The 23,456-nt window shown below is 44.6% G+C and carries 24 protein-coding genes; 2 read left to right on the top strand and 22 right to left on the bottom strand.

What is annotated here, in order from left to right; translation table 11 throughout:
- Nucleotides 1-293: 293 nt before the first annotated feature.
- The 12 genes from O3602_RS06635 to O3602_RS06580 all read right to left on the bottom strand — a co-directional run bounded on the left by O3602_RS06635 (nucleotide 294) and on the right by O3602_RS06580 (nucleotide 11,837).
- Entirely contained in the window at nucleotides 294-2,096 is a 1,803-nt protein-coding gene (locus tag O3602_RS06635) for an acyltransferase family protein (RefSeq protein WP_270300011.1), read from the bottom strand.
- On the bottom strand, nucleotides 2,086-2,490 hold the full coding sequence (locus O3602_RS06630) for a hypothetical protein (RefSeq protein ID WP_003013850.1): 405 nt from the start codon (nucleotides 2,488-2,490) through the stop codon (nucleotides 2,086-2,088). The genes O3602_RS06635 and O3602_RS06630 overlap by 11 nt, the downstream gene beginning before the upstream one ends.
- Before the next feature lie 28 nt (nucleotides 2,491-2,518).
- A complete protein-coding gene (locus O3602_RS06625; RefSeq protein WP_003013849.1) occupies nucleotides 2,519-2,944 on the bottom strand; it encodes a low molecular weight protein-tyrosine-phosphatase in 426 nt (141 codons plus the stop codon).
- 172 nt (nucleotides 2,945-3,116) lie between these two features.
- Nucleotides 3,117-3,683, bottom strand: coding sequence for a nucleotidyltransferase family protein (locus tag O3602_RS06620; RefSeq protein ID WP_003013998.1), 567 nt, complete (start codon nucleotides 3,681-3,683; stop codon nucleotides 3,117-3,119).
- 6 nt (nucleotides 3,684-3,689) lie between these two features.
- The gene (ruvB, locus tag O3602_RS06615; protein ID WP_371611400.1) at nucleotides 3,690-4,688 is read right to left on the bottom strand and encodes a Holliday junction branch migration DNA helicase RuvB; all 999 of its coding nucleotides are present in this window, start codon (nucleotides 4,686-4,688) and stop codon (nucleotides 3,690-3,692) included.
- A 348-nt stretch (nucleotides 4,689-5,036) separates the two neighbouring features.
- Nucleotides 5,037-6,077: an aldose epimerase family protein gene (locus tag O3602_RS06610; protein ID WP_371611399.1), complete on the bottom strand. Its 1,041-nt coding sequence runs from the start codon at nucleotides 6,075-6,077 to the stop codon at nucleotides 5,037-5,039.
- Between the two features lie 81 nt (nucleotides 6,078-6,158).
- Complete coding sequence (locus O3602_RS06605; protein WP_371611398.1) at nucleotides 6,159-7,328, bottom strand: SIS domain-containing protein; 1,170 nt, start codon at nucleotides 7,326-7,328, stop codon at nucleotides 6,159-6,161.
- A gap of 83 nt (nucleotides 7,329-7,411) precedes the next feature.
- Nucleotides 7,412-7,816: a PTS sugar transporter subunit IIA gene (locus tag O3602_RS06600; protein ID WP_003002366.1), complete on the bottom strand. Its 405-nt coding sequence runs from the start codon at nucleotides 7,814-7,816 to the stop codon at nucleotides 7,412-7,414.
- 11 nt (nucleotides 7,817-7,827) lie between these two features.
- Nucleotides 7,828-8,649, bottom strand: a complete 822-nt coding sequence (locus O3602_RS06595) for a PTS system mannose/fructose/sorbose family transporter subunit IID (RefSeq protein ID WP_003002374.1) — start codon at nucleotides 8,647-8,649, stop codon at nucleotides 7,828-7,830.
- Complete coding sequence (locus O3602_RS06590) at nucleotides 8,636-9,550, bottom strand: PTS mannose/fructose/sorbose/N-acetylgalactosamine transporter subunit IIC (RefSeq protein WP_003013827.1); 915 nt, start codon at nucleotides 9,548-9,550, stop codon at nucleotides 8,636-8,638. Before O3602_RS06590 ends, O3602_RS06595 begins: the two co-directional genes overlap by 14 nt.
- 26 nt (nucleotides 9,551-9,576) lie before the next feature.
- Nucleotides 9,577-10,053 carry a PTS system mannose/fructose/N-acetylgalactosamine-transporter subunit IIB gene (locus O3602_RS06585; protein WP_003009322.1) on the bottom strand — a complete coding sequence of 159 codons (477 nt, stop codon included), beginning with the start codon at nucleotides 10,051-10,053 and terminating at the stop codon, nucleotides 9,577-9,579.
- Entirely contained in the window at nucleotides 10,050-11,837 is a 1,788-nt protein-coding gene (locus O3602_RS06580; RefSeq protein ID WP_371611397.1) for a beta-galactosidase family protein, read from the bottom strand. The genes O3602_RS06585 and O3602_RS06580 overlap by 4 nt, the downstream gene beginning before the upstream one ends.
- Nucleotides 11,838-11,969: 132 nt before the next feature.
- Between O3602_RS06580 and O3602_RS06575 the strand changes: the two genes are divergently transcribed.
- The gene (locus O3602_RS06575) at nucleotides 11,970-12,686 is read left to right on the top strand and encodes a GntR family transcriptional regulator (RefSeq protein WP_003013995.1); all 717 of its coding nucleotides are present in this window, start codon (nucleotides 11,970-11,972) and stop codon (nucleotides 12,684-12,686) included.
- A 184-nt stretch (nucleotides 12,687-12,870) separates the two neighbouring features.
- Here O3602_RS06575 and purB read toward each other — a convergent pair whose 3' ends face one another.
- The 7 genes from purB to purD form a co-directional block, all read right to left on the bottom strand.
- Nucleotides 12,871-14,169, bottom strand: a complete 1,299-nt coding sequence (purB, locus tag O3602_RS06570) for an adenylosuccinate lyase (protein WP_003013885.1) — start codon at nucleotides 14,167-14,169, stop codon at nucleotides 12,871-12,873.
- A 55-nt stretch (nucleotides 14,170-14,224) separates the two neighbouring features.
- Complete coding sequence (locus O3602_RS06565) at nucleotides 14,225-14,452, bottom strand: hypothetical protein (protein WP_003013964.1); 228 nt, start codon at nucleotides 14,450-14,452, stop codon at nucleotides 14,225-14,227.
- Between the two features lie 8 nt (nucleotides 14,453-14,460).
- A complete protein-coding gene (locus O3602_RS06560) occupies nucleotides 14,461-15,411 on the bottom strand; it encodes a ketopantoate reductase family protein (RefSeq protein ID WP_003013883.1) in 951 nt (316 codons plus the stop codon).
- A 102-nt stretch (nucleotides 15,412-15,513) separates the two neighbouring features.
- On the bottom strand, nucleotides 15,514-15,771 hold the full coding sequence (locus O3602_RS06555; protein ID WP_371611396.1) for a hypothetical protein: 258 nt from the start codon (nucleotides 15,769-15,771) through the stop codon (nucleotides 15,514-15,516).
- 1 nt (nucleotide 15,772) lies between these two features.
- Entirely contained in the window at nucleotides 15,773-16,864 is a 1,092-nt protein-coding gene (gene purK, locus O3602_RS06550) for a 5-(carboxyamino)imidazole ribonucleotide synthase (RefSeq protein ID WP_371611395.1), read from the bottom strand.
- Nucleotides 16,851-17,339, bottom strand: a complete 489-nt coding sequence (purE, locus tag O3602_RS06545) for a 5-(carboxyamino)imidazole ribonucleotide mutase (RefSeq protein ID WP_371611394.1) — start codon at nucleotides 17,337-17,339, stop codon at nucleotides 16,851-16,853. The genes purK and purE overlap by 14 nt, the downstream gene beginning before the upstream one ends.
- A 234-nt stretch (nucleotides 17,340-17,573) precedes the next feature.
- On the bottom strand, nucleotides 17,574-18,839 hold the full coding sequence (gene purD / locus O3602_RS06540) for a phosphoribosylamine--glycine ligase (RefSeq protein ID WP_371611393.1): 1,266 nt from the start codon (nucleotides 18,837-18,839) through the stop codon (nucleotides 17,574-17,576).
- 182 nt (nucleotides 18,840-19,021) lie between these two features.
- On the opposite strand from purD, the gene O3602_RS06535 reads away from it, so the two are divergent.
- Nucleotides 19,022-20,041 (top strand): GBS Bsp-like repeat-containing protein, encoded by a 1,020-nt coding sequence (locus O3602_RS06535; RefSeq protein WP_371611392.1) that lies wholly within the window; start codon nucleotides 19,022-19,024, stop codon nucleotides 20,039-20,041.
- A gap of 197 nt (nucleotides 20,042-20,238) precedes the next feature.
- Here the strand turns inward: O3602_RS06535 and purH are convergent, their stop codons facing one another.
- From purH to purM, 3 genes are all read right to left on the bottom strand, one after another.
- The gene (gene purH, locus O3602_RS06530; RefSeq protein WP_371611391.1) at nucleotides 20,239-21,786 is read right to left on the bottom strand and encodes a bifunctional phosphoribosylaminoimidazolecarboxamide formyltransferase/IMP cyclohydrolase; all 1,548 of its coding nucleotides are present in this window, start codon (nucleotides 21,784-21,786) and stop codon (nucleotides 20,239-20,241) included.
- 75 nt (nucleotides 21,787-21,861) lie between these two features.
- On the bottom strand, nucleotides 21,862-22,416 hold the full coding sequence (purN, locus tag O3602_RS06525; RefSeq protein WP_371611390.1) for a phosphoribosylglycinamide formyltransferase: 555 nt from the start codon (nucleotides 22,414-22,416) through the stop codon (nucleotides 21,862-21,864).
- Complete coding sequence (purM, locus tag O3602_RS06520) at nucleotides 22,416-23,438, bottom strand: phosphoribosylformylglycinamidine cyclo-ligase (protein WP_371611389.1); 1,023 nt, start codon at nucleotides 23,436-23,438, stop codon at nucleotides 22,416-22,418. Before purM ends, purN begins: the two co-directional genes overlap by 1 nt.
- Between the last annotated feature and the right edge of the window lie 18 nt (nucleotides 23,439-23,456).

The following is a 23,456-nucleotide window of genomic DNA, read 5'->3' as shown; positions in this document are numbered from 1 at the left end:
CAATATAATTGTACTCTATTTTGAGATTTTTGTAAACACTTCCAAGCAACTTTCACAAAGAATTTTTTGAAGTTTGTGAAAGTTTCATCAATTCTATTGCTGTGAAAGCAATTATCTAGCAAAATTGTGAAAAAATAATTAAAAAATTTTTTTCTTCACAAAAAGATGTTTTCAATTTATTTTTGTAAGCGTTTTCTTAATCTTACTAAAAAAAGCAGCTTTTTACAAGTAAAAAGTTGCTTTTTGTTTTATTTTGTTAGAATTTGTTTTGTTTCAGTTTCAGAGAAGCGTTTTTACTTCTTGACTGGACCTTTTTCAGCCTTATCAAGGGCTTCTTTGACGGTTTGAGCATAGAGTTCTCCACCATTGGTTTCCATATTGAAGTGAACAGAGTCTGTTCCCACCCAAATATTTGGATTTTCAATTGCTACTTGGTACCAGTCCGCAATCGTGATGAAGTCGTATTTCTTGGCTAGTTCCAACTCATAAAGACGAGTTTGAACCGATTCACTGGACTGATCGTTGGCATAGCGACCATCATATGGTGTCACAAGGATCAAGCGACGGCCTTTTGGAAGTTTTTCAACATACTGATCCAGCAACTCTTTGTAGTTGCTCACGGTATTGGTTCCTAGGGCAATGACCACATTTTTTAGGAGAACTTTATTGGAGATATCGGTCTCAAAGACCTTCATTCCATTTTCCAACTGACGGCTCACCACTGCATCGATCTGGATACCAGGAATGGCTTTAGTCAAGTAGTCCTGCGCTCGCAAGTTAACCGAATCACCGATCATGGTCACACCATTTGAGACATTATAGTCTGTTGCAGTAGCATTCTCCACCTGCGTCCGTGTGACTTGCATTTTGCTATCTGCTTGATTGAGCCCACTCACTACCAAACTCTCATCAAAAGCTCCGACGGTTGGTGCAAAGGCAGAGATCCCGATCATCAAGAGAGCCAGAGGAATCATGAGGTAAAAGATCGGCTTGGTCAAAAAGCTGAGATCCATCTTCATGCCAAAGACACGAGGCTCCTTACCTGCAATGGTTGGCTCCAAAATATAGAAGGAGAGAGCCGTTAAAATCAAGGAAACAATCGTCGTCACAAATGCTGCCATCATATTTCCCAAATGTTGAGAGAAGATGATAAAGAAAGGCCAGTGGAAAAGATAAACGCCATAACTGGTATCCGCAAGAAAATTGAGGATGACCGGCTCTTTTTTATTCGGAGTCTTCTCATGGAGAATGCGGGCCGAAAGAATCATGGCACCAGCTGCGATTGTCGCTGCTAGAAAGCCGAATAGATAGGTCCACAAGCTATCAAATGGTAAGAAAAGGCTGAGTACAAATAAGAAGGCAAAGCTTCCCCCCAAGACCGATAAGGTCTTTTTCATGCTCCACGACTGCACCAGCTTTGTAAAGTTCGGGCTGACATCAGCAATCCCTGTCACCGTTGCTAGACACGATCCCGCAAAGAAGGGGAAGATGTGAGTGAAACTAGAGAAATAGATGGTAGAGAAATTAGCTGTCAGAAAGGCGCGGATGAACATAGACAAGAAGGTAAAGAGAAAGAGCCCGCTGGATGCGAAAAAGAGCATACCTCGGTATTGTCCAACCGTCTTAGCCCGCTTAGCTAAGAACCACGCCAAAAGTGCCCAGAGCACATAATAATGCACTTCTAGGGCCAAGCTCCACGTATGAAGGAAGAGATGCGGAATGAAGTTACTTTCGTAACTACCACCCGTTGCCATCTCAAAGAAATTAGTCACAAAACCAAAGACCGCCGCAATCTGGGTCCCAATACCAGCCACATAGTCACGTTGGACCATAAAGGTAAAGGGCATCACGATCAAAACCATAAAGACAAGTGGCGGTACAATCCTATAAAAACGTCGCTTCAAGAAAGCCAGGTAGTCGATTCCTTGCTTACGCGCAAATTCATCAATCAAGAGCGCTGTAATCAAGAATCCTGAGAAGGTGAAGAAAATATCTACTCCAATGAAACCTCCAGGAAAGGACTTCTGGAAGAAATGGTAGAGCAATACCAATAAGAGTCCTGTGACGCGGACTAGCGAAAACCATTTAATGCGCATTTTGATAAATCCCCTGCTTGAATGTTCCTTTGTATACGACGTTAGCTTCTGTCGTTAAGGTTCCTTTGCCCTCCGGCTGACCATTGACAAACTGTCCTTCATAAGTCCAACCATCCTTGGACTTGAACTTGCCATAACCACTAAAAGAGCCGTTGACGAGGTTCCCTGTATAGGTATCCCCATTTTTAAAGGTGACGGTTCCCTTGCCATTCATCTTACCACGGACCAAACTTCCGTCGTAATGGATCGCCCCCTTATCCAAGGTCAAGACACCCTGACCTGGAATGGCTGAAAAGAAAACCAGCAAAGCAGATAGAATAATCACTACTAATGCTGCTATTTCTAAATTTTTTCGTGTCAGATAGACCTTATAAGTCTCATAAAATTCTTTCATATTCTGTATTCTCTCACATATCAAACTCTTAAGAAGTTGCTAACTGATCTAACCAAGCCTTACAGCCAGTCAGGACTCTGGAATAGGTCTCCTCAAAATCACCAGTATACCACGGATCTGGCACGCTTTCAGCAGCAAAAAGATGAATCTTGTGCTCTGTCCCTGCAGGAGCCATTCGCTTCAGATCTGCTACATTGTTTTCGTCCATCCCTAGGATCAAATCAAAGTTGTAAAAATCTTCTTCCTTGATCTGTAAGGAAGTCTTAGCTGGATCATACGGGACCTGGTGTTCTTGAAAGATTTTCTGGGTTCCCCGATGGATAGGATTGCCATGTTCCCAGCTAGAAGTAGCCCGACTTTCAATCTCATACTGATCCGTCAAATCCTTCATGACAAACTCTGCCATGGGGCTCCGACAAATATTTCCTAAGCAGACAAAGACGATTTTTTTCATGATTCCACCTAACTCCTTATTCGGACTGCCCAACCTAGCTGAGCACTTTGCTTCCACTATGGAAAACCAGCATACTATTACTATTATAACAAAAATGTGACAGAAAAATGACAAAGGGACTCCATCATTTTAAAGAAAAATCAGATTCCTTTTTCAAATCTGATCTGTTTCTCTATTTTGGAAAACGAACCTCTAATGGAGGCCATTTACTCTGCCAATCCTTCTTTTTCATCCGCTCCGTATAAACCGCTAAACGCTCTGGACTGATTAAAAAATGTGGAGTCGGCTGAACGATGAAGTCTTCGATATCCTTTGTCCCATAAGGGAGAAAGAGCTCTAGCTGACCATCTTTCCTTAAGCGAACCGCAAGAGCCGTACACTGCTCAGGGTATTTGGAAACCGCATCACAGGCACTGCGATAAGGGACCGTTCCCGGGCTATGCTGGTGCATGTAGACTTGATTTTTCACTTCCCAAGCGTACTGGGGATGATTCTTCTTTAATTCCTGCTCAATCTGCAGAGTCTCCTCATAGCTGATCTCAGGGTCATAAAAGACCAGATCCATATCAGTTGTTGCGTCAAACCCAGGTCTGCCAGAGAGCTGGTTCCAGATGAAATTTCGCACCGCTCCTGCTGCTAACCAAGCATCTACCAAGTCCAGATCTCGAATAATAGTCAAGACTTTCATCATCTCTGGATCCGCTTGGATCTGTTCTACTATCGCTTCTTCCGTCAGCATCTTCTTCTAGTCTCCATTGTAGGGATAACCCAGGTGTTCATAGGCCTTGCGGGTCGCCACGCGCCCTGTCCGAGTCCGCATGATAAAGCCTTTTTGAATCAAGTAAGGCTCATACATATCTTCTACGGTCTCACGCTCTTCGGCAATGTTGACCGATAGAGTCCCAAGCCCGACAGGGCCACCGCCGTACATTTCAATCATGGTGCGCAGGATCTTTTGATCGACATAGTCCAGCCCTTCATGGTCCACATCTAGCATGGTGAGAGCCTTGTCGGTAATGGTATCATCAATCAAGCCATCCCCCATAATCTGGGCAAAATCGCGCACCCGCTTCAGCAAACGGTTGGCAATCCGAGGAGTCCCACGACTACGAAGAGAAAGCTCTTCGGCAGCCTCGTGGGTAATCTCCATCTCAAAGATCTCGGCAGTCCGCTCGACAATCTCTGTCAGATCATCTTGCTCATAATATTCCATGTGCCCCGTAATCCCAAAGCGAGCGCGCAAGGGATTGGACAGCATACCAGCTCGGGTCGTTGCCCCAATCAAAGTGAAAGGAGGGAGATCCAGATGGACACTCCGGCTGCTCTCCCCAGCGCCAATCATGATGTCGATGTAAAAATCTTCCATGGCGCTGTAAAGCACTTCTTCGACTGACATAGGCAGACGGTGGATCTCATCGATAAAGAGGACATCGCCCGGCTCTAGATCATTAAGAATCGCTACCAAATCACCGGCCTTTTCAATGACAGGACCGGAAGTCTGCTTGAGATTGACGCCCAGCTCATTGGCAATGACAAAAGCCATGGTGGTTTTCCCAAGTCCCGGAGGGCCAAAAAGAAGAACATGATCCAGCGCTTCATCACGAAGCTTAGCCGCCTCAATAAAGATTTTCAGCTGGTCCTTGACCTTATCTTGACCAATATATTCATGTAAATATTGCGGGCGCAGCGTCCGTTCAACAGCCTCTTCATCACCCATGATTTCATTGTCTAAAATTCTACTCATACAGTCTATTATAGCAAAAAATGATACCTTCGGTACCATAAATAGAATGTGTTTTTTAAAGATCCTTGTTCTCACTAGCGTTCGAACTGCGTCAACGTACCTAAGCTCACTAACGTTTGCTAAGGTACGTAGAAAAAGCCACCGGTTTTGGTGGCTCTTATAGGGAGATTATTATGAAAAAGTTTTAGGAGTTTTATCATTCAAAGTTAGGAGGTTTTTGATGATGGTATTAGTATACAATAGGAAGCTTAAACTTTCCTTATAGTTTTTCTAGAAATTTTTTTCGAGAAAAAGAGGAGGTCTCAAGCAAGAATTTCACATCCTTGTTTGACCACTCCCCTTTCCTCCTTATTTTTTAGCGATGGCATGGTAGCTAGTCTTGCTGGTGAAGACTTGACCTGCTCTCAAGATGACCTTTTCAGCTTGGTCGCTGTGAATGGCATCTGGCACTGTTTGGAATTCTAGAGCCAAGCCATTGTGCTGGACCATTGGTTGGCCTTGTAGACGAACGGTTTCATCTACGAAATTGGCTGAATACACTACCAAGGCTGGGGCTTCTGACTTAAAGGTCAAAAAACGTCCAGATGGCTGATGGTAAAGAAAGCCAGCATTTTCATGCCCTTCTGGCAGAGCAAATGGATGGTCTAATCCTTCTACCAGGCGAATTTGCGGATCAGAGTCCTTAAAAAGATCCTCCAAGAGCATAGCTTGATAGAGATGCTGAACAACCGGACTTTCTCTATCCACGGTCTGGAGAGGGACGCCATCGGGATGGATAGGATAAAGCCCTTGATGGTTGATCTGAAAGACATGGTCATTGATCGGTTGGGTGAAGTTCCCAGATAGGTTGAAATAACTGTGGTTGGTCTGGTTGACCAAGGTATCTTGATCCGTTTCTACCCGATAGGCAATCTCAAGTTCACCATCTTCCGTCAAACCATAGGTTACCCAGATCTTGAGATTTCCAGGGAAACCGCCGGTACCATCTGCACGCTCTGTGTACAGGGTAATTTCCTGATCCGTTACCGACTCCACGCTAAACAAAGCGCTATCCCAACCCGTTGGTCCACTGTGGTTGCAGTTGGTACCATTATTGGCTTCCAAGTGATAGCTTTGACCATTGAGCTCAAAGCTGGATCCTGCGATCCGTCCCGCTACCGGGCCAATACTAGCCCCATATTTAGGGCTATTGCCCACATAGTCCTCAAAGCGATCAAAGCCTAGAATAATATTCGTAAACTGGTCTTCTTTATCAGGCGTCACATATTCTAAGATCGTCGCCCCATAGGTCATGACAGATAATTGGTAACCTAGGTCATTTTCAAAGCGATAAGCCCGAACCTCTTTATTCTGCCATTCTCCAAACACGCTTTCTTGATACTGTTTCACAAACCTTCTCCTCTCACTGTTTTTCTCCATTGTATCAGTTTCACAAGAAGAAACACTCCACTTTTTATAGAAAATTAGTGGCTATTCTTTATGAAATGGATGAATGATCACCCCTTGCACAACCCGATTGACGGTACCAGTCGGTGAAGGTGTGTCTGGGCGATTTTGCACCTTGAGCGAAGTCAAGAGAGAAATCAATTGACCGTAGATAATGTATGGGAAGGCACGGTAGATATCTAGGGAGTCTGCAGAAGCGTCTACCAACACTTCTCGTACATGCTCAATGCCTGCAGCTTGATCCGTCAAGAGGACGACCTGACGGGCAATCTGATCCCCTGCAACTTCGCGAACTAAGTCCAGATCATACTGACGGGTATAAGGATCAATGGATTCAAAGACCAAGACGATAGTTTGGTCATTAATGAGGGATTTTGGACCGTGACGGAATCCGACAGGACTCTCATACATGGTTGCGATTTTGCCTGCTGTTAATTCCAAAATCTTGAGCTGGGCTTCATGAGCTAGACCAAAGAAAGGTCCTGCCCCCAGATAGATCACGCGCTCAAAGTCTAGATCGACCACTTCTTTGACCTCACGGTCCTTCTCCAAGATTTGCTCAGATAGATGAATCAGCTCTTCTACTCGTTTTTCCTTGATCTCTTCCTCGCTTGGATCAAAGACCAAGAGAGCTGTCAAGAGCATGGAGGTAAAGCTAGAGGTCATCGCAAAGCCGGCATCATTGGTTTCTTTAGGTTGGAGAAGCAAAAGGTTGCGCTCATCTCCGTGGGCTTGCTGGGCCAGTTTTCCTTCTTCGGCACAGGTAATGGTGATCTGATAGAGTTCATCAACCAGATCTTGGGCCAACTGCACAGTTGCAACACTTTCTGGCGAATTGCCACTCCGGGCAAAGGATACTAAAACCGTCGGAACCTCTTTTTTCAAATAGGTTTGAGGATGTGCTACGATATCCGTCGTCGCAATGGATTGGAAATTCCAGTGGCGTTCATCGTGCACCTCCTGCAAGTAAGGAACCAAGGTATCGCCCACATAGGCCGAGGTCCCTGCCCCTGTCAAGATGACCTTGATATAGTCATGCTCTTTCCCAATTTTTTCTAAGAAAGCTTTTATTTCCGCTTTTCTTTCTTGGTACAAGCGAGCCGTTTCTTTCCAAACCCTTGGTTGTTGGTAGATCTCACATGTTGTGATCTCTGCTCCTAGCTCCTGCAAGTCTTCTTTTGTATAGTCTAACATAGAAACTGTTGTTCCTTTCTACAATCTAACGTTGATAAATGGGAAAGGAGCCTGAGATGATGCTCCCAGACTCCCATACCAACCTACTCATCTTCATCATCATCAAGGTTTGACAAGAGGTCATTGACCTTGACAATACTTTCTTTTGCACGTTCAGGGTAGTCCCCTTCATTACCAGTCAGGCTACTATTGATGAATTCGATGACCATCGGAAGATTCATCCCTGCGTATAAGTCAATCGCACGTCCTTCAAGGATCAAGCGACTCACAGTGTTGCAAGGAGTTCCTCCCAAGAGATCGGCAAATACAATATAGTCTTCTAGACCTTGGACTGTTGCTTCAAATTTAGCGGTAAAGTCTTCTGGCCCTTCTTCTGGTAAGAGTGCAACCGTATGGATGGATTCTTGTGGCCCCATAATCATCTCTGTGCTAGCTTTAAGCTCTTCACAAAAGCGACCATGGCTGACCAGTACTAACTCTTTTGCCATACCCCACTCCATTACTGCATGCCGAAGCAGAAATGACCAAAGGCTGAGAAGGCAATCGCTGCGACGATAATCAACAAGATAGCTTTAGTTGAGTTCATTCCTTTACGTCCAAGCAACCAGTAAATCACACCTGTGATAATAGCTGGAACCAAGCGTGGGAAGATCAAATTGAGCATGTCTTGGATATCGATGGCTTTGTCCCCGATGTGTGGCATCCAGGTTACATCCACATTGATCATCGTTGCAATCAAGGCACCGACCATGAAGATACCAAGTACAGAAGCTGCTTCGATCAAAGCTGTCAAGGTACTTTGCATGTTGTTGATTAAGTTGGTACCTTCTTTATAAGCGAATTCCAACTGTTTCCAACGGAAGATATCATAAGCAACTGCTACAGCAATCCAAAGGAAGATACCCCATGGTTGACCTTGTGACGCGATGGTTGCTGCAATAGATCCCATAATAGCTGGAACCAAAGATCCAAAGATAGAGTCTCCAAGAGGGGCAAATGGTCCCATGAGACCTGTCTTGATCCCGTTAACCGCATCTTTAGAGTTGACACCATCTTTTTCTTCCAAAGCCAAATCAAAACCAGTGATAATGGTGTGGAAGAATGGAGAAGTATTGAAGAATTGCGTATGCAATTTCATCATTTCTTTCAATTCAGGTGTGCCATCTCCATACATTTTCCGCAATTGTGGAAGAAGCATGTAAAGGTAACCAGAAGCCTGCATCCGTTCGTAGTTCCAACCTAATTGGAAGGTGAAGAGGCTACGTTTGTTGATTTGTTTAAAATCCTCTTTAGTGAGTTTGTAGTTATTAGAATTCGTCATCTTCAATTTCCCCGCTTTCTACATTGCTTGCTGGAGCAGCTACAACTGTACGTTGGCTGTTTTTAAAGTGTTGCACTGCAAGGAAGATACCGATGATGGCAACCCCGATCATAGATACAGATTTGAAGTTGTTTGTGAAGGCAACCATTTGTTCTTTTGGAAGTTTTGCAAACGCATCTGTTCCAAGCATAGCAGAAATTGCAGCACCAACACTTTGAACATTGCTGTAAAGCACTGTCAACATCGCTGTCAAGCCAAAACCAAGGGCAAGATAGTGAAGGTGACGTTTCACAGGCAAGTAGTGAAGCAAGATCGCAAATCCAAGACCAGGAAGCATACGTCCTGCAAGAGTCAAGCCGTTTGCGAACCATTGATATTTTGCAACAAAGTCAACAACAGATTGGACAAAAGCACCACCAAAAGCAAGAGCCAAGAAGACTGGAAGGGCACGAGAGAGAGCCCAAGGAACAGCACCAAGAAGGTAGTTGCGTTCAATTCCTTTATAATCAAAGCGTTCGATCGCCGCATCAATACGGTGTGCAAAGGCTGTAGTACTCATACGGCCAAGGATATCTGCATAGGTTAAGAGAGCAGCTACGGGAACAGCAATAGTTGAAATCGCAATTTCTGGTTTAATACCTTGCGCTACTGAAAAGGCAGTTGCAAGAACGGCACCAGATGTTGCGTCAATACGAGAAGCTCCACCGAAAGTACCTACACCGAGCACTGTCAATTGAAGAGAAGCTCCGATAAAGAGACCTGTTCCTAAATCCCCCATAACAAGTCCTGTAATGAAACCAGCAAAGACTGGTGAGCCTGCTGATGAAACAATCGTCAACTCATCACAGATTTGATAAGCTGAGTACAAAGTAAGTAGTAAAATTTGCCACCATTGTATCATGACAATTTCCTCCTAAAAATTTTCTTTTACTTTAATAACTTCATAAAGTCTTCTGCTGTGTCGTTTGGCACCATCTGAGACGTAATTTTCACACCTTTTTCGTGGATCTTGTTGAAGTCTTCCACGTCCGCGTCCACCACATTGATCGAGCGGGTAATCGCACGTGTCTCATCAGATTGAGACATATTGCCGACATTCAGCGTTTCAAGCTGGACGCCTGCTTCGATCAAACGAAGGAAACGATCTGGTTTGCGAGCTACGATAAAGAGTCGTTGGCTATCATATTTTCCAGCCAAGATATTTTCCGCAGCCTTTGCGACTGGCAAGATACTAAGCTTAACACCAGGTGGTGTCGCTAGTTTCAAGCCACTTTTTTCGATATCATTTTGAGCGACTTCATCATCGATCACCATGATACGTGAAACATTTAGTTTGGTAGTCCAAAGATTGGCTACCTGCCCGTGGATCAAACGTCCATCGATACGGCATCCTACAATAGTCATAAGTTTTCCCCCTTTACTTCTTTGAATGTAGGTTGTTGAACAAGTTGAAGTGTCTCTTGGTAGCACCCTTCTGTCTCAAAGACGATCAGGCTATTGGCTCCTTCTTTGAGGAAACCATGAGGCACGTAAAGTGAAGTGGTCGGTCCGACCTCCCAGAAGCGACCAAGATTGTGGCCGTTGACAAAGACGACCCCTTTCCCAAATCCTGTCATATCCAGATAAGTGTCAAGGGTGTGGTCCAGCTGAAAATCATATCGGTAAAATGCTGGAGCACCTGCCTGCCATTCCTTTGAAAAATCGAGCTGACTGAGATCTTGTAAATCCAGTGGGTACTGCTTCCAATGCAGGTGGAAATGCAAATCCACACAGACACCTGTGCGAATGCCCTTGTGCTGGCTATCAGCCAAGAGCTTGTGCCCATAGTTGACACGTCCCATATTCTCAAGCAAGATTTTTAAATTCGTAACCGCTTTCTTTTTTCCTTTGATAAAAAGATCTTCACCGATCTCTGTTTGGTATTGTGTTGCTACATGTTGATCATCCAGGTAAATTTGTACCCGATCCCGACCATCAATGATGCGCAGTTTTTCTTCTTCCGCATCCAACTCAAGGTCTGTCTCATATAGGAGATAACCTGTGGTTTGCCCCAACTCTTCCATCTTTTCGGGATAAAGGCTGGTCTCGACTTGAGCCAAATTATACAGATTCCCAAAAAGACTAGTCTTGGCTGCCAATTGCAAGGTTTGTTCTGGTAAACACTCTTTGATAAGTGGTTCTTGCTGTGGGTATTCCGGATAATAGGTCGCCATCATCTTTTGAATGGCATAATACTTCTCCGTCGGATTGCCCTGCTCATTGAGCAAAGCCCCATAGTCATAGGATGTTACCTGTGGCAAATCAAGCGTCCCCCGAGCTGAACAACCATTCATGAAGCCAAAATTGGTTCCGCCATGAAACATGTAGAGATTAATGGATCCAAGCTCCAAGACCTCATGGACAGCTTCAGCCAACTCCTCTGGGTCCCTTTGAATCACAGGTTCTTTCCAGCGGGTAAACCAGCCATCCCAGAATTCCATACACATCAAGGGCCATCTCTTGCCGTATTCGTCAAAGAATTCTTTCATTTGACCAAAGTTATAGGCTGCTTTGGAACCGAAGTTTCCTGTCACGAAGAGGTCTTCTTCGATCAAGGTTCCTGCTCTTAGCGTTGCTCGCCATGGACCATCTGATGTAAAGAGAGGACAGGTCACGCCTTTTTCCTTCATCAAATCCCGAATGGCACGAAGATAATCCTTATCTTCTCCATAAGAGCCGTACTCATTTTCCACCTGCATCATAAGGATTGGACCACCCCGATCCACTTGGTAGGGTGTCAACAACCCAAGCAAGCGATCATAATAACGATCCACCGCTTCGATAAAGGCTGGGTCTGATGAGCGGATTCGCAGGTCTTCTTCTAAGAGCCAAGCTGGCAATCCACCAAATTCCCACTCTGCACAGATAAAGGGCGACGGCCTTACAATCATGTAAAGTCCTAGGGACTGGGCTGTTTGAATGAAACGCTCTAGATCCAATCGGCCACTAAAGTCAAACTGCCCTTTGCGGGGTTCATGCGCATTCCAAGGAACATAGGTCTCAACCGTGTTAAAACCCAAAGCTTTTAGATTATACAAGGAATGATACCAGTCTGCTGGGTCAATACGGAAATAATGGATTGCTCCGGACAAAATCTTAAAGGGTTGACCTTTTAAATAGAAAGCATCGCGAATCTCAAAAACTCCCATAAACGCCCCCCTTTCTTATATGTAACCCTTTTCATTTATTAATATAATAAATTATTTGAAAAATGTCAACACTTTTATAAAAAATATGTTAAAATAGGGTTAAATAAGAGAAATCTAAAGAGAGGTAGCACTATGGCAATTCCAAAGTACCAACACATCAAAGATGATTTGAAGCAGCAAATTATCTCAGGAAAATTTGAAAATGGAGATAAATTTTATACGGAAGCTGAACTCATCAAAATTTATGATGTCAGCTCTATCACCGTTGTCCGTGCTTTGAACGACCTCGCCGCCGATGGCTACATTGTCCGTCAGCAAGGAAAGGGAACCTTTGTTTCTCGTGCTCGAAAACACAAACTGGTAGAATTTTCAGATGTTGAAACCTTCCCAATCCAAAAGGCCAAAGTCAAAGTTCTCTCTATTAAACGTGGAAATACCTTGAGCATCCTAGACAAACTAGGCCTCAACCCAACGCAATTCTATTATAAAATCGAACGGACTCGCCATACAGGGGATGATACCTATATCTTCCACCAAACCTATGTTCCCGAACAATACATCAATCCAAACTATCCAAATTTGGAATACTACAGCTCTATCTATGATCGCTTCAAAGAAGACTACCACATTCATATGAATGACGAGCACTTCGAAGAAGTCAACGAAATCGTCTTTCCTACACCTAGCAAGATTGCTAAAGTATTGAAGATCGACGAAAATTTCCCAACAGTCAAACAAGTGAAGACGACCAAGCTAGAAGCGACTGGCCAAATCCTTGAATACACGGAAACCTATAAACGCGGTGACTACTACAAGATCAAGTTCATCTCCTGTGACCGCGATCACTAAGAACCAAAAAGACTGAGACATCTCGGTCTTTTTTATAACTCCATTATAGCATGTTGAAAACGATTTCTAAAGACCTCTTTAAAAATATATATAATTAGTGATAATTTAGCTATAAAAAGTTTAAAAAGAAGCAGATTTCTCTGCTTCTTTTCGTCTATTTTTCAAATTCCCGTTTTTCTTGCGATTAGTCACCCAAACCGATGCGTTCGAAGATTTCATCCACCCGTTTGGTGTAGTAAGTTGGGTTAAAGATTTCGTCGATTTCTTCTTGAGTGAGGCGTGATGTTACTTCTGGATCTGCTTCAAGAAGTGGCTTGAAGTCTACTTGGTTATCCCATGATTGGGCAGTCTTTGGTTGAACAAGGTCGTAAGCTTGCTCACGCGTCATGCCTTTTTCAATCAAAGTCAACATAGCACGTTGGCTGAAGATCAAACCAAATGTAGAGTTCATGTTGCGGATCATGTTTTCTGGGAAGACTGTCAAGTTCTTAACGATGTTTCCGAAACGGTTGAGCATGTAGTCAATCAAGATGGTTGTATCTGGTGCAATGATGCGCTCAGCTGATGAGTGAGAGATGTCACGTTCATGCCAAAGGGCTACGTTTTCATAGGCTGTGACCATGTGACCACGGATCACACGCGCAAGACCTGTCATGTTTTCAGAACCGATTGGGTTACGTTTGTGAGGCATTGCTGAAGATCCTTTTTGACCTTTAGCAAAGAACTCTTCCACTTCACGTTGTTCTGATTTTTGAAGACCACGGATTTCAGTTGCCATCCGCTCGATAGAAGTTGCGATGCTCGCAAGAACTGCAAAATACTCAGCATGAAGGTCACGAGGAAGGACCTGTGTAGAGATTTCTTGAGCACGGATACCCAATTTGTCACAGACGTATTTTTCAACGAATGGTGGGATGTTGGCAAAGTTACCAACCGCCCCAGAAATCTTACCAGCTTCCACGCCAGCAGCTGCATGCTCAAAACGCTCGATGTTCCGTTTCATTTCGCTGTACCAAGTGGCCAATTTCAAACCAAAAGTTGTCGGTTCAGCGTGCACACCGTGGGTACGCCCCATCATGATAGTAAACTTGTGTTCTTTCGCCTTGTCAGCGATGATGTTAAGGAAGTTTTCAAGGTCCTTGCGGATGATGTCGTTGGCTTGTTTGTAGAGGTAACCATAGGCAGTATCGACCACGTCAGTAGAAGTCAACCCATAGTGAACCCACTTGCGCTCTTCACCAAGCGTTTCAGAAACCGCACGTGTGAAGGCCACCACATCGTGACGAGTTTGCTGCTCGATTTCCAAAATACGGTCGATGTCAAAGTCCGCCTTTTCACGGATCAAAGCCACATCTTCCTTAGGGATTTCTCCCAATTCAGCCCATGCTTCGTCAGCCAAGATTTCCACCTCAAGCCAAGCACGGTATTTATTTTCTTCAGTCCAAATGTTCGCCATTTCAGGGCGAGAGTAACGTTCGATCATGTTTTTATTTTCCTTTCTTTTGATGTTTTACATCAGTTAGCAACCAACAGTCGTTTTATTCAAATTCTTCTTTTCCAATCCACACAGATGGATAGTGATCGAGTGTATTCAAATCCGTATCCATCGGCAGATCATAGATGGCTAAATAGTTTGCAGGATATTGAGCAGTCAGCTCTTCATACTTAGCTTTCACTTTTTCGTGATCGCTACTAGCATACAAGACTTCGACGACTGCTCCTGTCTTCTCTTTTTCGACAAATGCGTTGACAATAATTTGAATCATAAAACCTCCTAAAGCGAAATGCCCTTCATATTTGCTTTCAGAATAGGCATCTTCACACCTAATTCTTGACCAGTCAGATAAACACTTTGACAACAATAGAAGATGTCCTGTTTATCATTGTGTAAGGTCATGATTTTTCGGGTCAGCTCATTTTTCGCAAACATGACTTTCATGGCTTTTCCTGCTATCCAAGCCGGGATTTTATAAGGTAAGAGTTCTGCTTTGTAAAGCTTCAAATTCACTCCACGCGCTTCTACAACTTTCAAGGCTTCTCGAATGGCCTTGATGGCTAATGATAATTCCGAAGAACTATTCATCAAGTTCAAAGCCAGTTCTTCTGGTTTTTCCAGATTTCCCGAACGCGCAGCTGTCGAAGTGACACCTGCATTAATTGCCATGTGAATCCAAATCCACTCGACCATATCATGAGGCACTTCCCACTTCAAATCTGCAGAAGTCAGTAAAGTCGTCAGATCACCATAGTTAGAAATGTGTGCTTTTTGCTCACCTTCTAGCATTAAATGGTCAAACAAGACACCATCCAAATGGTTCTCCTGCATGTGTCCACCCGCTGTCGGAAAGGCCAGAATATAGTCGTAATCTGTTGCCCACTTTTGGACCTCTTTTCGAGTATCCCAGAAATTACAGAAGAAAACAAGGGTACCTTTGATATTATTTTTTCGCAAGGTTTCCACAGCTTCTTGGACAAGCCCATGACGCACACTCAGAAAAATAAAATCATATTCCGAATCAGCTTCCGCCACACGAACCTCATAGGTGTCGTGTTTATTTTCACCCTTGGATTGATAGCGACCATCTAGCAAATCAACCGACAACTCCTTCGGAGCTGTGCTTTTCTTACTATCTCTCAGTACGTGTTCCACTTGATGGCCTGCTTTTTGAAAGGCGTAGGCATAAGCGGTCCCGATGACTCCAAGTCCTAGAATCGCTATTTTCACTTAAAAATCAATCCCTTTCCAGCAGTAGTTATCTGCTTCTCTTGGTTAACAAGCGCGTCTACGATGAGTTGAATCATATATTCTCCCCATTCAATTTAAATACTATTCTTCCTCAGAATCTTCGTAAACACAAAATTCAATCGAAAGTTTTATAGGGCGACTTGTTAATCCACAACTCTTTATATAATCATAGACCTCATCATCATCGAGGATATGCTTTATAACTAGTCGATTATTTGTTATCTCTACAACATGAATCCCTTCTGCATCAGGAATTTCTGGAATCTCTACATCGTCCGCATAAGTAAATGTTAGAGTAGTAATATCATCTTCGAATACATCATCGAATTCTTCTACCATCTTAAAAATCAATCCCTTTCCCAAACTCTTCAACCTCATCTGGCACATCACTAAACAAAGTCACATGTCCCATTTTGCGGTTGTGCTTTGCTTCTAGTTTACCATATAAGTGGAGGTGAGCGCTTGGATTTTCTGTCACATATGTTTCAGCAGCCTCGACGTGTTGGCCGAGAACGTTGAGCATGACAGCTGGCGCATAGAGTTGGATCGCTGGAAGTGGTGCTCCGAGAACACCCAAGATGTGCATGTCAAACTGTGAAAAGTCGCAGGCTTCAATTGAGTAGTGTCCTGAATTGTGTGGACGTGGCGCAATTTCGTTGACAATGATGTCATCTGCTGTCGCAAACATTTCCACACATAGCGTTCCAGAGAGGTTCAGTTGTTCAGCGATTCGCACCGCCATAGCCTTGGCTTTTTCAGCTAGACTTTCTGAAATGCGAGCAGGCACAATGGTTTTTGAAAGAATGTTGTTACGGTGGATATTTTCCTGAACAGGGAAGACTGTCACGTCCTTACCATTACCAGACACGATGACCGAAATCTCAAGGTCAAAGTTGACAAACTCTTCTAAGACGCAGTCTGCTGAGTCCGCTAAAGTGTATGCTTCTTCCAAGTCTGCTTCTGAACGAATAACCTTTTGACCATGGCCATCGTAACCACCGGTTGCTGTCTTGAGGACATAGTTTTTCGACAGATCGATATCTGTCAAATCTTGTCTTGAGGTCACAACCTTGTAAGGAGCCACCGTTACTTGAGCCTTGTTAGAGAGAAAATCCTTTTCAAAAATCCTGTTTTGGGAGATGCGAAGTAGGTCGGTCCCTTGTGGAAGCTGTCCTTCTTTGACAACAGCATCCAAACCGTCAGCATCCACATTTTCAAATTCATAAGTGAGAACATCACAGCGATCTGCCAACTGACGAAGAGCATCTACGTCGTCGTAAGGGGCCACGATGATTTCCGCCACACGGGAGGCTGGACAATCCGCTGCTGGATCCAAGGCGATAACCTTGTGTCCCATGTAGATAGCTGAGATCGCCATCATCTGCCCCAGCTGGCCACCACCAATGATGCCAATGGTTTTAGTTGAGCTCATTTGTAGACTCCTCTGCAATTTTTCCTTGTTCTTCAGCGAAATCCGCTAACGCTGTCGCAATAGCCTGGTCCTCTACTGAAAGAAGACGGAGGGCAAAGAGGGCCGCGTTAATCGCACCTGCTTCACCGATCGCCATGGTTGCGACAGGCACCCCACCTGGCATCTGAACGATAGAATAAAGTGAATCCACACCGCTAAGGGCACGTGATTTGACAGGTACGCCGATAACCGGAAGGGTCGTTTTAGCTGCGACCATCCCTGGCAAGTGAGCTGCGCCACCTGCACCTGCGATGATGACCTTGATGCCACGGCTACGTGCTTCTTCGGCATGTTTGAACATGAGGTCCGGCGTCCGATGTGCGGAAACAACTTTCTTTTCGTAAGCGACACCGAAGTTGCCGAGGACTTCAGCGGCTTTTTGCATGGTTGCCCAGTCGGATTTTGAGCCCATAATAATGGAAATTACTGGTTTCATTTTTTCTCCTTTTTCGATAATCGTCTATTGTAGTGCGGACGTAAGCGACCGCCTGTAGCGTTCCATTACTAAAACTGGAGCCTGAGTCTCCAGTTTTCCGCTCCTAGTAGCTCTGCTACTAGGAGTTCCACTACTGCGACGATTAGCCTATACTAGCTCGCTAACGCTTGCAAATCAAACGACCATTATCTTAGTTTGGCTCGCTTTCGCTCGCCATGACAAAATTAGTATCTGTTAATCTTTTATCGCCTTGCTACCGATATCGTTTCGGTAGAACAAGCCTTCTGTGTTTTGTTTATTGAGTTCGTTATAGATGATGTTTTGGCCGTCTTTGACGGTGTCTGCTGTGGTAACCAGCATGTAGACGCGTCCGCCGTTTGAGAGGAGATCTTGGCCATTTTCAGCGAATTTAGCACCGGCATAGTAAGTGATGATGTCGCCCTCTGTCTTGGCTGGAAGTTTGACACCCTTCTCATAAGCGAGTGGGTAGCCGTTTGATGCTACAACCACACCTAGTGTCACACCCTTGTCCGTCCAAGTGATGGCCGGCTCTTTACCATCCAAAATGTCGGTGATGTTTTGCGCAAAGTCAGATGTCAAACGAGGCAAGATAATTTGCGTTTCAGGGTCTCCAAAGCGTGAGTTGAACTCGATGACTTTAGGGCCATCAGCTGTCAAGATAAGACCCGCGTAAAGGACACCTAGGTACGGACGTCCTTCTTTAATCATGCCTTCAAGAACTGGCTTGACAATAGTGTCAACCGCTGTGTCAACCACGCTCTGTGACAAGTGAGGAACTGGCGCATAGGCACCCATCCCACCAGTGTTAGGACCCTTGTCACCATCGTAGGCACGTTTGTGGTCCTGCGCTGTTGGCATGATGTAGAACTTGTCCCCATTGACAAAGGCAAAGAGAGAAAACTCTTCCCCATCAAGGAATTCCTCGATGACCACACGCGCACCTGAATCACCGAATTTATTGTCCAAAAGCATCTCATGAGCAGCTTCGATGGCTTGCTCAACTGTCTCCGCAACGACGACACCTTTCCCAAGGGCCAATCCGTCTGCCTTGACGACGATTGGAGCGCCTTTCTCCTCGATATAAGCCTTGGCTTCCTCGAAATCTGAAAAGGTTCCATAGGCTGCTGTAGGAACGTCGTATTTGACCATGATTTCCTTAGCAAAATCCTTAGACCACTCCAGCTCAGCTGCAGCCTTGGTCGGACCAAAAGCCTTGAGACCAGCTGCATTGAAATCATCCACGATTCCAGCTGCAAGGGCATCATCTGGACCGATAAAAGTCCAAGCAATATCGTTGACTTTTGCGAAGTCAATCAGCTTAGAATGTTCGGAAATTCCGATATTGATCAAATCCAGACCATCTAATCGCATCCCGTCATTACCAGGAGCCACAAAAACCTGCTCAACGTTTGTAGACTCCAACAATTTCTTGGCAATCGCATGCTCACGACCGCCAGATCCAACAACCAAAAGTTTCATCTCGAACCTCTTTTGCGAATTATTTTATTAAATTATATCATAATCGTTCGTTTTATTCTAATGATTTCAGCAAAAGTCTTCTGTTTTCAGTAGAATCCAAACATTTTTTGCTATTTTCTCCGATTTCTCATTTTTTTCCGAATAGTATAGGTGAGACCTACTAATTGACGAAAAGGAGTATTATGCAAACGATCAAAAAATTTATAGTACTGACTTGTGCGACATGGGGGATGCAAACCTCTATTGCCCATGCAGATCAAACGACCAATGCTATCTATGCCGAAAAAGGGCAGCTGATGATTCATCTTGGAAACGTCCCGGATAAGTATCAAAAGATCCAAGTTCCCGTCTGGTCTGACCAAAATGGCCAAGATGACCTGATTTGGTATCCTGTAGAACGCAGTGACAAGGGATTTGACCTACAAGTGCCATTGACCAACCATTCTGATCAAGCCGGACTTTATCATGTCCATGTCTATGGAGTGGAGGCAAATGAACAGCTAACCGGCCTTTACCCTCTCTCGACCAGCGTCCAGCAAAAAGACCTCGCCTCCTCCCATCCCAAAATCACGATCACACCCAACTCCTCACAAGAATTTGAGGTAGACCTAAAGTTGTTCGAAGACGTTGACGAGATTGTATTCCCCATCTGGTCAGAAGAAAACGGGCAGGATGATCTGGTCTGGTATCCCGCAAAGAAGATTGCACCTGGACATTTCCAACTGCGCTTTCAGACTCAAAAACACAAGGGAAATGGGCTATTTCACCTACATGTCTATCAGAAAAGCCAAGGACAACTAAAAGGGCTATTCCCCACTACCTTTCAAGTAGAAAAGGCAAAGCCAAAGCTCACTCCACTCGCGACACATCCAGGAAACACCTACCCCATTGGTGAGTGCACCTGGGGAGTCAAAGAATTAGCCCCTTGGGCCCACAACTGGTGGGGAAACGGTGGCATGTGGGCAGCTAGTGCACGCGCTGCGGGATTCCGGACAGGAGACACTCCAGAGATCGGCGCTATCGCCTGTTGGGACAATGGGGGATATGGGCACGTCGCCTTGGTTACGGATGTCGAACATGACCAAAAAATTCAGATCCAAGAGGCTAACTACAACGGCCATCGCTATATCGACAACTTCCGTGGTTGGTTCGATCCGACCAATCCCATCTGGGGAACCGTCACCTACATCTACCCAGATTAAGGTCTTCATAACCAGCAGAAAGGGAGTGGGAAAGAACTCAGACTATTTAAAAGGAGTTCGTCTTCCCACCCCCGCACAGTTGATTAGGTTATCTTTGGAGCTTAAAAAGCGAAAAAAGATACCAATCAACCACTGCGTCTTGCAGTTATTCCTATCAAACATCAAAGGCTGGACATTTTTTGCCCAGCCTTATTTGATTAATGTCTAAAATGTCTGACGCCTGTAAAGATCATGGTCAAACCATATTTATCAGCAGCTTCGATTGACTCTTGGTCACGTACTGATCCACCTGGTTGGATGATCGCTTTAATCCCTGCTTTGGCGATTTCTTCCACGTTATCTGCAAATGGGAAGAAGGCATCTGAAGCAAGAACAGCGCCGTCAAGACGGTCTTTAGCCTGATCAATAGCGATACGGACAGATGCCACACGGTTGGTTTGACCTGGGCCAACACCAAGTGTCATGTGGTCATTAGTTACGATGATCCCATTTGATTTGACATACTTGATCGCTTTCCAAGCAAACTCAAGAGCTGTCGCTTCTGTCTCAGTTGGTTGGCGTTTCGTCACCACTTGCCAGTCAGCTGGGCTTTCTTTCACAACGTCTTGGTTTTGAACGAGGAGACCACCAACAACACCAGTGTATTCTGCTTCCACTTCACTAGCATCTTGAGCATCAAATGGTAGCTCAAGGATCCGCAAGTTTTTCTTCTTGGTTGTCAAGATTTCAAGCGCTTCGTCTGTGTAGCTTGGTGCAATGATGATTTCAAGGAAAACACCATGCATCTTCTTAGCTGTCGCAGCATCTACCTCACGGTTGAGAACCACGATCCCACCGAAGATGGATACTGGATCAGACTCATAAGCGTAGTCCCAAGCAGTTTCGATGTCGTCAGCTTGACCAATCCCACATGGGTTCATGTGTTTAAGAGCCACAACAGTTGGACGGTCTTTGAAATCACGGATGATCCGGATAGCCGCATCAGCGTCACGGATATTGTTAAAGGACAATTCTTTCCCGTTCAACTGTTTCGCTGAAGCGATGGAGTAATCCGTTGGCAGAGCTTTTTGGTAGAAATCTGCGTCTTGTTGAGGATTTTCACCGTAACGCATTGGTTGCTTAAGGTCATACGTCAAAGTGAGTTTTTCAGGCTTTTCTTCACCTACTTGAGCAGTGAAGTATTCTGCGATCAAAGCATCATAGGCTGCCGTATGGCGGAATACTTTAGCTGCCAAACGTTGGCGAGTTTCGTAACTTGTTTCGCCGTTGGCTGCCAATTCGTCCAGAACCACAGTATAGTCAGCAGGATCTACCACAACTGTGACGCTAGCGTGGTTCTTAGCTGCCGAACGAAGCATAGATGGCCCGCCAATATCGATGTTTTCTACCGCATCCGCGTAAGTCACGTCTGGCTTAAGGATGGTTTCCTTGAATGGGTAAAGGTTGACCACCACAAGGTCGATCAATTCAATCTTGTTGTCCTTAGCAGCCTCTAGGTGACTATCGAGATCACGACGAGCAAGAAGACCACCGTGGATATTTGGATGAAGAGTCTTCACACGACCATCCATCATTTCTGGGAAACCAGTCACATCATCAATGGCGATAGTATCCACCCCAGCATTGTCAAGGGCAACTTTAGTACCACCTGTTGAGATGATGTCCCAACCGAGTTTTTTGAGTTCTTGGGCATATTCAACGATGCCCGTTTTGTCTGAAACACTAATTAGTGCGCGTTTAGTCATTTTCTTTCTTTTCCTTTTTTAAAAAAGTTCTTTATCTGCTACAGTCGAAAATGTTCTTTCCGATCAATGGTTTCCTTATTTTCGTGCTACTCCCAAACGTTCTAACACTTCTGGATAGAGCTTGTACTCTGTTTCATGGATGCGCGTCTCGAAAGTATCAAGGGTATCCCCTTCAAGGCGTGGGACACGGACTTGTTTGATGACCTTACCGGTGTCCACACCCGAATCCACCCAGTGAATGGTCACACCGCTCTCAGCAACACCTGCATTCCAAGCATCCTCAATACCATGAGCACCTGGGAATTCAGGGAGATAAGCCGGGTGAATATTGATAATACGGCCTTCATAAGCTGCTAGCAAGGTTGGCCCAACGATTTTCATATAACCTGCCAAACAAACCAAATCTATCTGGTGTTCATCCAAGAGGTGAACAATCGCTTCTTCATAAGCTGCTTTATTGTCAAATTCCTTGAGTTCAAAGGCATAGCTCACCACACCAAGGTTCTTGGCACGTTCTAAGACATAGGCATCACGGTGATCTGAAAAAACAAATTCTACCGGGAATTGTTCTGCAATCACTTGAAAGTTTGAGCCGTTGCCAGAGGCAAAAACAGCAATTTTTTTAGCCATTATTTAATCACCACACTTGCGCCATCTTTCTTCGCAATCCGACCGATTTCATAAACAGGTTCGTCAAGAAGTTCTTTGACATGTTCCACATTTTCTGGTTTCACTGCAAGCATGAGGCCAATTCCCATGTTGAAGATTTCAAACATTTCTTCATGTTTGATTTGGCCATATTTTTCAAGGGCTTTGAAAATTGGAAGAACTGGGACTTTGCTTTCGTCAATTTCAGCAGCCAAGTCATCTGAGAACATACGTGGTACATTTTCGATGAAACCACCACCTGTGATGTGGGCAATCCCATTCACCAATTCTTCTTTGATGAGTGGCAAAGCTGCTTTGACGTAGATACGAGTTGGTTCCAAAAGAACGTCTTTAAGTTTTTTGCCTTCCAATTCTGGGAGAACTTCTTCCCCTGTGTAATCTGCAAAAACACGACGCACGAGTGAGTAACCATTTGAGTGGATACCGCTTGAAGCAAGTCCAAGAATCACATCGCCTTCAGCTACTTTTGAACCGTCGATAATTTGAGATTTTTCTGCAACACCGACAGCAAACCCAGCCAAATCATAGTCATCTTCACCATACATACCTGGCATTTCAGCTGTTTCGCCACCGATAAGGGCTGCACCAGCCTGCACACAACCTTCTGCAACACCAGCAACGACTTGCTCTAATTTAGCAGGTTCATTTTTACCAGTTGCAATATAGTCAAGGAAGTAAAGGGGCTCTGCTCCTGCGGCGATGATATCGTTAACACACATAGCGACACAATCTTGACCGATGGTATCGTGTTTGTCGTACTTAATAGCCAGCATGAGTTTGGTACCAACACCATCTGTACCTGAGATCAAAACAGGCTCTTTGACACCTGTTTTTGAAAGGTCAAACATGCCACCAAAACCACCAAGAGCTCCCATGACACCCGCACGTTCCGTACGAGCAACGTGTTTTTTGATCCGTTCAACAACTTCATAACCTGCTTCAACATCCACACCAGACTGTGCATACGCATTTTTATTTGTCATTTGTTTCATTCCTTTTCT

The sequence above is a fragment of the Streptococcus sp. 27098_8_186 genome (assembly GCF_041432055.1).
Taxonomy (GTDB): Bacteria; Bacillota; Bacilli; order Lactobacillales; family Streptococcaceae; genus Streptococcus; species Streptococcus dentalis.
This window is presented reverse-complemented; position numbering and strand designations above follow the sequence as displayed.

Excerpts from the sequence above, each read along its gene's own strand:
- O3602_RS06635 (WP_270300011.1), bottom strand. The coding sequence starts at position 2,096 with ATGCGCATTAAATGGTTTTCGCTAGTCCGCGTCACAGGACTCTTATTG.
- O3602_RS06630 (WP_003013850.1), bottom strand. The coding sequence starts at position 2,490 with ATGAAAGAATTTTATGAGACTTATAAGGTCTATCTGACACGAAAAAAT.
- O3602_RS06625 (WP_003013849.1), bottom strand. The coding sequence starts at position 2,944 with ATGAAAAAAATCGTCTTTGTCTGCTTAGGAAATATTTGTCGGAGCCCC.
- O3602_RS06620 (WP_003013998.1), bottom strand. The coding sequence starts at position 3,683 with ATGCTGACGGAAGAAGCGATAGTAGAACAGATCCAAGCGGATCCAGAG.
- ruvB (WP_371611400.1), bottom strand. The coding sequence starts at position 4,688 with ATGAGTAGAATTTTAGACAATGAAATCATGGGTGATGAAGAGGCTGTT.
- O3602_RS06605 (WP_371611398.1), bottom strand. The coding sequence starts at position 7,328 with ATGTTAGACTATACAAAAGAAGACTTGCAGGAGCTAGGAGCAGAGATC.
- O3602_RS06600 (WP_003002366.1), bottom strand. The coding sequence starts at position 7,816 with ATGGCAAAAGAGTTAGTACTGGTCAGCCATGGTCGCTTTTGTGAAGAG.
- O3602_RS06595 (WP_003002374.1), bottom strand. The coding sequence starts at position 8,649 with ATGACGAATTCTAATAACTACAAACTCACTAAAGAGGATTTTAAACAA.
- O3602_RS06590 (WP_003013827.1), bottom strand. The coding sequence starts at position 9,550 with ATGATACAATGGTGGCAAATTTTACTACTTACTTTGTACTCAGCTTAT.
- O3602_RS06585 (WP_003009322.1), bottom strand. The coding sequence starts at position 10,053 with ATGACTATTGTAGGATGCCGTATCGATGGACGTTTGATCCACGGGCAG.
- O3602_RS06580 (WP_371611397.1), bottom strand. The coding sequence starts at position 11,837 with ATGGGAGTTTTTGAGATTCGCGATGCTTTCTATTTAAAAGGTCAACCC.
- O3602_RS06575 (WP_003013995.1), top strand. The coding sequence starts at position 11,970 with ATGGCAATTCCAAAGTACCAACACATCAAAGATGATTTGAAGCAGCAA.
- purB (WP_003013885.1), bottom strand. The coding sequence starts at position 14,169 with ATGATCGAACGTTACTCTCGCCCTGAAATGGCGAACATTTGGACTGAA.
- O3602_RS06565 (WP_003013964.1), bottom strand. The coding sequence starts at position 14,452 with ATGATTCAAATTATTGTCAACGCATTTGTCGAAAAAGAGAAGACAGGA.
- O3602_RS06555 (WP_371611396.1), bottom strand. The coding sequence starts at position 15,771 with ATGGTAGAAGAATTCGATGATGTATTCGAAGATGATATTACTACTCTA.
- purK (WP_371611395.1), bottom strand. The coding sequence starts at position 16,864 with ATGAGCTCAACTAAAACCATTGGCATCATTGGTGGTGGCCAGCTGGGG.
- purE (WP_371611394.1), bottom strand. The coding sequence starts at position 17,339 with ATGAAACCAGTAATTTCCATTATTATGGGCTCAAAATCCGACTGGGCA.
- purD (WP_371611393.1), bottom strand. The coding sequence starts at position 18,839 with ATGAAACTTTTGGTTGTTGGATCTGGCGGTCGTGAGCATGCGATTGCC.
- O3602_RS06535 (WP_371611392.1), top strand. The coding sequence starts at position 19,022 with ATGCAAACGATCAAAAAATTTATAGTACTGACTTGTGCGACATGGGGG.
- purH (WP_371611391.1), bottom strand. The coding sequence starts at position 21,786 with ATGACTAAACGCGCACTAATTAGTGTTTCAGACAAAACGGGCATCGTT.
- purN (WP_371611390.1), bottom strand. The coding sequence starts at position 22,416 with ATGGCTAAAAAAATTGCTGTTTTTGCCTCTGGCAACGGCTCAAACTTT.
- purM (WP_371611389.1), bottom strand. The coding sequence starts at position 23,438 with ATGACAAATAAAAATGCGTATGCACAGTCTGGTGTGGATGTTGAAGCA.